The organism is Alteromonas sp. ABE4_545, from assembly GCF_056161325.1.
On the sequence record NZ_JBSWYY010000010.1, the window covers coordinates 138,755 to 146,962 of the forward strand.

At 47.5% G+C, this 8,208-nt stretch carries 6 protein-coding genes and 1 tRNA gene; 3 read left to right on the forward strand and 4 right to left on the reverse strand.

The window, feature by feature from the left end:
* Positions 1–42: 42 nt before the first annotated feature.
* Genes ACXAH6_RS11515 through pepA form a run of 3 tightly spaced genes read right to left on the reverse strand, consistent with a single transcriptional unit; the run spans position 43 to position 4,765 of the window.
* Complete coding sequence (locus ACXAH6_RS11515) at positions 43–2,817, reverse strand: valine--tRNA ligase (protein WP_474876961.1); 2,775 nt, start codon at positions 2,815–2,817, stop codon at positions 43–45.
* A 15-nt stretch (positions 2,818–2,832) separates the two neighbouring features.
* Positions 2,833–3,258 (reverse strand): DNA polymerase III subunit chi, encoded by a 426-nt coding sequence (locus ACXAH6_RS11520; protein WP_474876963.1) that lies wholly within the window; start codon positions 3,256–3,258, stop codon positions 2,833–2,835.
* 1 nt (position 3,259) lies between these two features.
* The gene (gene pepA, locus ACXAH6_RS11525) at positions 3,260–4,765 is read right to left on the reverse strand and encodes a leucyl aminopeptidase (RefSeq protein WP_474876965.1); all 1,506 of its coding nucleotides are present in this window, start codon (positions 4,763–4,765) and stop codon (positions 3,260–3,262) included.
* 269 nt (positions 4,766–5,034) lie between these two features.
* Here pepA and lptF point away from each other — a divergent pair, with 269 nt between their 5' ends.
* Positions 5,035–6,135, forward strand: coding sequence for an LPS export ABC transporter permease LptF (gene lptF / locus ACXAH6_RS11530; RefSeq protein WP_474876967.1), 1,101 nt, complete (start codon positions 5,035–5,037; stop codon positions 6,133–6,135).
* Entirely contained in the window at positions 6,135–7,196 is a 1,062-nt protein-coding gene (gene lptG / locus ACXAH6_RS11535; RefSeq protein WP_474876971.1) for an LPS export ABC transporter permease LptG, read from the forward strand. The genes lptF and lptG overlap by 1 nt, the downstream gene beginning before the upstream one ends.
* 36 nt (positions 7,197–7,232) lie before the next feature.
* Here the strand turns inward: lptG and ACXAH6_RS11540 are convergent, their stop codons facing one another.
* Complete coding sequence (locus ACXAH6_RS11540) at positions 7,233–7,676, reverse strand: RDD family protein (RefSeq protein WP_474876972.1); 444 nt, start codon at positions 7,674–7,676, stop codon at positions 7,233–7,235.
* 322 nt (positions 7,677–7,998) lie between these two features.
* Here ACXAH6_RS11540 and ACXAH6_RS11545 point away from each other — a divergent pair.
* Positions 7,999–8,085, forward strand: a tRNA-Leu gene (locus tag ACXAH6_RS11545).
* Positions 8,086–8,208: the final 123 nt, after the last annotated feature.

The window sequence follows — 8,208 nt, forward strand, 5'->3', positions numbered from 1 at the left end:
TCACAATGACCGGCCTTTTACTAGGTTGGTAACAACAACGAATTACAATGCGCTGATTGTCGCGTGTTGTTCTTTTAACTTATCGAGCTGGCCTTCAGCATCTGCCAATTTAGCGCGCTCTTTTTCGATCACGGCTTCTGGCGCGTTGCTAACGAACTTCTCGTTACCTAACTTGCCTTTAGTACGCGCCACGTCTTTTTCGATCTTTTCCATCGCTTTCGCAATACGAGCGAGTTCAGCTTCTTTGTCGATCAAACCCGCCATTGGGATCAAGATTTCCATCTCACCCACTAGCGCGGTTGCACTTGCTGGCGCTTCGTCGCCTTTTGCCAATACATCAATAGCTTCAAGTCGTGCTAGACGGTCGATAAACGAGCGAGCTTGCGCCAATTTGCGATCATCTTCGTCACTGACATTGCGCAGCAATACTGACAATGGTTTGCTTGGTGCGATATCCATTTCACCACGGATATTACGAATACCCACGATAAAGCGTTTCACCCATTCAAGATCTGCCAATACTTGCTCGTCTTTCAATGCGCTGTCTTGGGCAGGGAAAGGCTGAACCATAATACTTGCGCCATCTTCCACGCTCAGTGTGCTCAACGGCACAACACGCTGCCAGATAGTTTCGGTGATGTACGGCATGATAGGGTGTAACAAACGCATTAAGTGCTCAAGTACATTGATCAACGTATGGCGTGTACCACGTTTTTGCGCGTCGGTAGACGCTTCGTTGTTCAAGATAGGCTTGGTCAACTCTAAGTACCAGTCACAGAACTGGTTCCAAGTGAATTCATAAACCACTTGTGACGCGATATCAAAACGGTATTCACTTAACGCTTGTTCAAACTCAGTGAGGGTTTGTTGGAACTTGGCCCAGATCCAGCGATCTGCCAGGCTCAATTCCATCTCGCCACCGTCACGGCCTGTGTCTTCGGTTTCTGTATTCATCAACACAAAACGCGATGCGTTCCAGATCTTGTTGCAGAAATTGCGGTAACCTTCAACACGCGCCATATCAAAGTTGATATCTCGGCTAGTCGATGCCATAGCTGAAAAGGTAAAACGCAATGCATCAGTACCGTAGGCGTTAATCCCGTCGGCAAATTGCTTGCGAGTACGCTTTCCAATCTTCTCAGCAAGTTGTGGCTGCATCATGCCAGACGTGCGCTTTTGTACCAATGACTCAAGATCAATACCGTCGATCAAATCGATAGGGTCGAGCACGTTCCCTTTCGACTTCGACATCTTATCGCCATTTTCATCGCGGATAAGGCCGGTGATATAAATGTCTTTGAACGGGATCTTGCCGGTAAACTTCTTCGTCATCATGATCATTCTGGCAACCCAGAAGAAAATAATGTCAAAGCCAGTGACCAATACAGAACTTGGAACGAAGGTTTCGAGTTCTGGCGTTTCTTCTGGCCAGCCCATAGTGGCGAATGGCCACAACGCCGACGAGAACCACGTATCTAATACATCTTCGTCTTGTTTTAGTGCAACGCTTTCATCAAGTTCATGCTTTTCACGCACTTCACTTTCAGTGCGGCCAACATAAATGTTACCCGCTTCGTCATACCAAGCTGGAATGCGGTGTCCCCACCACAACTGACGAGAAATACACCAGTCTTGAATGTTGTACATCCACTGGTAATAAGTTTTGTTCCAGTTTTCAGGGATAAAGCGAATTTCGCCGCTTTCTACTGCTTCAATAGCTGGCTTAGCCAATGACTCAACGGCAACATACCATTGGTCAGTCAAATACGGTTCGATTACCGCACCAGTGCGATCGCCACGTGGTACTTTGAGTTTGTGGTCATCCACTTTAACCAAGATACCTGCAGCGTCGAGGTCAGCCACAATTTGTTTACGCGCATCAAAGCGATCTAAACCGCGGTAAGCTTCTGGGGCCTCATCATTCACTTTGGCGTCAGCCGTGAAGATATTGATCATAGGTAAGTCATGACGTTTACCCATGTCGTAATCGTTAAAGTCGTGCGCAGGGGTGATCTTCACGCAGCCTGTACCGAATTCAGGATCAACATAGTCATCAGCAATAATTGGGATCAAACGGCCGGTAATGGGCAGTTTGATCTCTTTGCCAATCATGGCTTGATAGCGTTCATCATCAGGATGAACGGCAACGGCGGTATCACCAAGCATGGTTTCAGGGCGCGTAGTCGCAACAACTAATTCACCTGAGCCATCAGCGAGCGGATAGCGCATGTGCCACATGTGGCCGGCTTCTTCTTCGTTCACCACTTCTAGGTCTGAAACTGCAGTGTGGAGTACTGGGTCCCAGTTCACCAAACGTTGACCGCGATAGATCAAACCTTCTTCGTGTAACTTAACAAACACCTCGGTTACGGCTTTTGATAAGTCTTCGTTCATGGTGAAGGCTTCGCGATCCCAATCAGGTGATGTTCCTAATCGACGCATCTGGCGGGTAATAGTACCGCCTGACTCTTCTTTCCATTCCCAAACTTTTTCAACAAAAGCTTCGCGGCCAAGGTCGTGACGGCTCTTACCTTCTGCCGCTAACTTGCGTTCTACCACCATCTGGGTTGCGATACCCGCGTGGTCAGTACCACACTGCCACAAGGTGTTGTCGCCTTTCATACGGTGATAACGGGTTAAGGTGTCCATAATGGTATGCTGGAACGCATGACCCATGTGCAGGCTACCTGTTACGTTTGGCGGCGGTAATAAAATACAGTAGGGGTCGCCTTCGCCAGACGCTTTAAATAGGCCCTTGTCTTCCCATTGTTCATAGCAGGCACGCTCAATGGATTGGGGTTCAAAGGTTTTATCCATGAATTACTCTCGTTGTCAGCCGGCAATAAACTGCATACTGCAGCCGGCTTGCTGATATTGTTTATAACGTTGTCGCGCCGCTTTTTTTGCTTCTTCAGCAACGGGCACGAAATCGATGATGCGCTGGTGTTGGCGCACATTGGCAGGCAGCGCCTCGCTTAAATTCACTAAGCAAGGCTTTTTCGGCAAGCCCGCGTCTTGCCAGTGTATTTCAACTGGCGCCCCACCTGCTGGGCCTTCGCCCGCGAGGTTATGAGGTACAAAACGCTGACTCGGCAACTGCCATAACAACTCGTCGATAGACTCGGCATCTTTTTGCGACGCACACAACACCACACATCGTTGCTTGTTGCCATAGGCTTCAGCAACCAAATCGCAGGCTTTCTCGTGTACCGCTGATGGTTTGTCATCGGCGAGTTGGTAAAAAATCACCTGAGGCATATTAGTCTTCTTGCGCTACGCCAGCACGGTTCAATAAGAACTGAGACAACAGAGGCACTGGTCGCCCCGTTGCGCCTTTGTTCTTACCACTACGCCATGCCGTTCCCGCAATATCCATATGCGCCCAGTTGTACTTGCGCGTAAAGCGAGACAAGAAACAACCCGCCGTAATCGACCCAGCTGGGCGACCACCCAAGTTGCTCATATCGGCAAATGGGCTTTCCAATTGTTCTTGATACTCATCCCACAAAGGCAAGCGCCACGCTTTATCACTACTTTGTTCTGCGGCATTCAATAGTTCGTGGGCAAGTGGGTTATGTGTACTCATAATCGCAGATGCATGGTGACCTAGCGCGATAATACACGCCCCTGTTAACGTGGCGATATCGATCACGAGTTCAGGGTCGAAGCGTTCAACGTAAGTCAACGCATCACACAGTACCAAACGACCTTCCGCATCAGTGTTTAACACTTCCACTGTTTGGCCAGACATAGTAGTGAGAATATCACCTGGACGGTACGCGTTGGCATCTGGCATGTTTTCACAGCCAGCCATTACACCAACCACATTAATCGGCAAATTAAGCGTTGCCACCGTATGCATAACACCGAGTACAGTTGCCGCTCCACCCATGTCGTATTTCATTTCATCCATGCCTTCACCTGGCTTGATAGAAATACCACCTGAATCAAAGGTCAACCCTTTACCCACTAACACGATAGGTGCTTGGTCTTCTGGCCCACCTTTGTGCTCGATAATACTCATCAGCGACTCATTGTCTGAACCACGACCAACCGCAAGATAAGAATTCATCCCCAACTCGGCCATTTGCGCTTCGTTTACTACGTCGACCGACACGGAAGGGTATCCTTCTGCCATTTGCTGTGCTTGTTGCCACAAATAAGCAGGGTTACAAATATTAGGTGGCATGTTAGCCACATCTTTGGTGGCTTTCGCCCCTTTAGCAATGGCGAGACCATGCTCAACCGCATGCTCGCCAACGGTTAGCTCGCGGCGCGTAGGCACATTGAATACAATTTTACGCAATGGGCGACGGGCTTCGCCTTTTTTCGATTTCAACTGAGTAAAGGTATAAAGCGTGTCTTGCGTGGTTTCTACCGCTTGACGCACCTTCCAATAGGTGTCACGCCCTTTCACGTGTAATTCAGTTAAGAAACACACCGCTTCCATAGACCCAGTTTCGTTCAAGGTGCTGATGGTTTTTGCAATAATTTGCTTGTATTGGCGCTCGTCTAACTCGCGCTCTTTACCACAACCTACGAGTAATACACGTTCACTCAGCACATTTGGTACATGGTGTAACAGCAGCATTTGCCCTGCTTTACCTTCCAGGTCACCACGTCGTAACAGGTTACTGATGTAACCTTCGCTGATTTCGTCCAGTTGTTCGGCAACGGCAGTTAAGCGGCGCGGCTCAAAGACGCCGACCACAATACACGCACTGCGTTGTTTTTCAGGACTGCCGCTCTTTACACTAAACTCCACGATATCACCTCATTGTTTGATTCTGTCGATTCTGCCTGCATTATGTAATTTCACGTAACGTTTTGCCCGGCTTTATGTTTTAATACGCTGCCAGATAACGCTTTCAGGCAACACTTGCGCAACGACAAAAAGACGAAATAGTCGTCTAATTTACTGCGCCTCAAGATGCAGACGGTTTATTGAATGCAGGCAAAACTTGTAAAAACAGTAAGTTTACTCAAAATTGTGGTTTCTTTCACTAAAATTCCTACTATTCGTGCAGGCAAAAAATGCTGATATTCCGCTATTTACTTAAGGAAACGCTTAAATCACAAGTAGCGATATTTCTGATTTTAATGGCGATTTTTATCACTTTACGCTTTGTGCGCGTACTGGGTGACGCTTCAGATGGTGATATTCCCGCTAGTTTAGTGGTGGGCTTCCTCGCGTTATACGCCCCCATACTCTCTTCATTGGTGCTTCCGATTAGCGCATTTTTGGGCATTATGCTTGCCCATGGTCGCTTGTATGTCGACAGTGAAATGACGGTAATGCGCGCTTGTGGCATCAGCGAATGGTATGTCACGCGGGTAATGTTGGCCCTGTCACTATTCATTATGGCGTTTACGGCGGTTATTACTCTCTATCTCGCCCCAATGGCAGCAGAGCACGACTATGAGCTGAAGCAAAAAGCCCGCTCCGAGGCTGGGTTTTCGGCAATTATTCCAGGGCGTTTTCAGCAAACAGGCAACGAGCAAGCGGTTATTTTTGTTCACGGCATTGACAGTAATAACCAACTAGAACGGGTGTTTTTGTCACAACAAAGTAATGATGACAAAGAGCCTCAAGTACGCATTGTATACGCTGAAAAAGGGCAAGTAGAAACCAACCCTGATGGTACGCGCCACCTTGTATTGGGCGATGGCGTGCAATACGAAGGGGTACAGCAGCAAAGTAATTACCGCGTGGTCGAATTTGACCAGTACCAAATTCAGATCAGTGAACCCGAGGTAGAAGAACGTCGTCGTAAAGTGTCGGTATTACCCACATCTGAACTACTCGAAGACGACTCCATCGAAGCCCGTGCAGAATTACAATGGCGAATTGCCATCCCACTTTCTATTCCCTTTCTAGTACTGATAGCCGTGCCCTTGAGTGCGGTTGACCCTCGTCAGGGACGGTTCGGGAAAATGGGGCCAGCCATATTGCTATATTTGGGCTATTTCCTGCTGCTGCTTGCTAGTCGACGCGTTTTAGAAGACGGAAAAATCCCCGCAGTTCTCGGCCTTTGGTGGGTTCACGGCATTATGTTATTTATCGGTGTGACATTAATAGTGCGAGACAGAAAAATTGGTACGCTGTTACGCGCGAAACTATTGAGGAGAGCATGATGCTGAAAATTCTCGATTGGTATATTGCACGCACCCTACTTTCAACGGTTACCGTAACCCTCTCGGTTTTGATAGGGCTAAGTGCGCTCATTAAGTTTGTTGAGCAATTGCGCAAACTTGGCGAAGGCGATTACGACCTCACGATTGCGGCGGTTTATGTCATTTTAAGCTTGCCGCGCGAACTCGAACAATTCTTCCCCATGGCGACCCTTATCGGCGGGTTAGTAGGAATGGGCTTATTGGCGAGCAATAGTGAATTAGTGGTGATGCAAGCCGCGGGAATGAGTCGATGGAATATCATTGCCTCAGCCATGAAATCAACCGTTGTGATGATCCTATTTATCATGGCTGTGGGTGAATGGGTAACGCCTGTGAGCGAGTCTAAAGCGAAGGAGATTCGCACCGAAGCTATCTCTGGAGGAGCCTTGTTTTCCTCCGCTCAACTAGATTGGGCAAAAGATGGCGACAACTTTGTGAGCATAGGCCAGGTTATAAGTGGGCACTCACTTCGAGATGTGAGTATTTATCGCTTTGATGACACATTAAACCTTGTCAGTATGACTTTTGCTCACCAAGGGGTATACAAAAATGACAGTTGGACACTGGCCGATGTGACAGAAACCAGCTTTAGCGAGCAAAACATCGAAACTCGACACGTTGATCAGCGGCAATGGGATTCAAGTCTAACTCCGGACAAACTCGCCATTGTCGCGGTGAAACCTGAGGCCTTGTCGATTCAAGGTTTGATGGACTACATCAATTATTTAGACAATAACAAACAAGACTCGGCCCGCTACGAACTCGCGCTATGGCGAAAAATATTTCAGCCGATATCGATTGGTGTGATGCTGCTTATGGCATTGTCATTCATTTTCGGCCCGCTACGCAGTGTAACTATGGGCGCAAGAGTGATTATGGGCGTGTTAACCGGCTTTAGTTTCTTTATCACCAACGAGGTCTTCGGGCCATTAAGCTTGGTTTATCAATTACCGCCCTATGTAGGCGCGTTGCTACCAAGCCTATTGTTTGCAAGTATCGCCGCCTTTTTATTGCGTCGATAATTTGCCGCATCAATAGTCCATTTTTGGTAAGAACGATCACCACTGCTTGTGATCGTTCTCTTCCTTCGACAAATATAACACTTCCGTTTTAGCAACTCTGTCTTGTAACGACTGCTTGTGCTTCCAATCGAATAAAACAAGTAATGTTCCTAACCCACCGAACGAGAAAATTAACCGCAAAATAAGCCGGCCCCACGTCACGGGTTCTTCAACGGTACTAAAAATACGTAAACGCCAAGCACGCATGCCTAAAGTTTGGCCCCCTCTGCGCCAAAACCAAAGAAAGAAACCTAACACCCATGCACCTACCCAGACCTGAATAATCGACTTGTAGAATACTGAGGATTGAATAAGGTCAGCAGGCTCACTAAAGCCACTGAGGTCTAATAAACCATTTTTCAATGCCACCACTAGAAACACTATAAGTACCATAGCGGCGCACATTCCCACGGCCGTCGCCACCAATGTGTCATAAATCATCGCGGCCAAGCGACGAATAAACCCTGCCCGTTGTGAATTTAGTGCAGGTTCTGTTGCTGATGTGTTGTGTGTTGTTTGCTTTTTAGACACGCGATGCTTTTTTGCCATGAAATCTGCAAAGAGAGATAAGATAAATATGGGATTTAGTGTGCCATAAAACCCTTTTTCTCACTAGAAAACGAACAAAAAGCACATTATTTAGGCACTTGAATCAAAGATTACAAAAATCTGTAATAAAACACTTGTCAGCGGCAAACACAGGGTTATAATGCGCACCACTAAAGCGTTAGAGCAAATCAAACGCGGTAGCACATCTATCAGTGCCAGAGTGGCGGAATTGGTAGACGCAGCGGATTCAAAATCCGCCGGGGGTAACTCTGTGCCGGTTCAAGTCCGGCCTCTGGTACCACTTTTAGATGTGGGCTCTACCCCATAAACGGGGGATCAGCATTCACCTTACACGATTGATAACACCATCCCATCCACAATGGGTCATCACTCTTATTCGATAATTTTCAAAGTTTCTAAAACC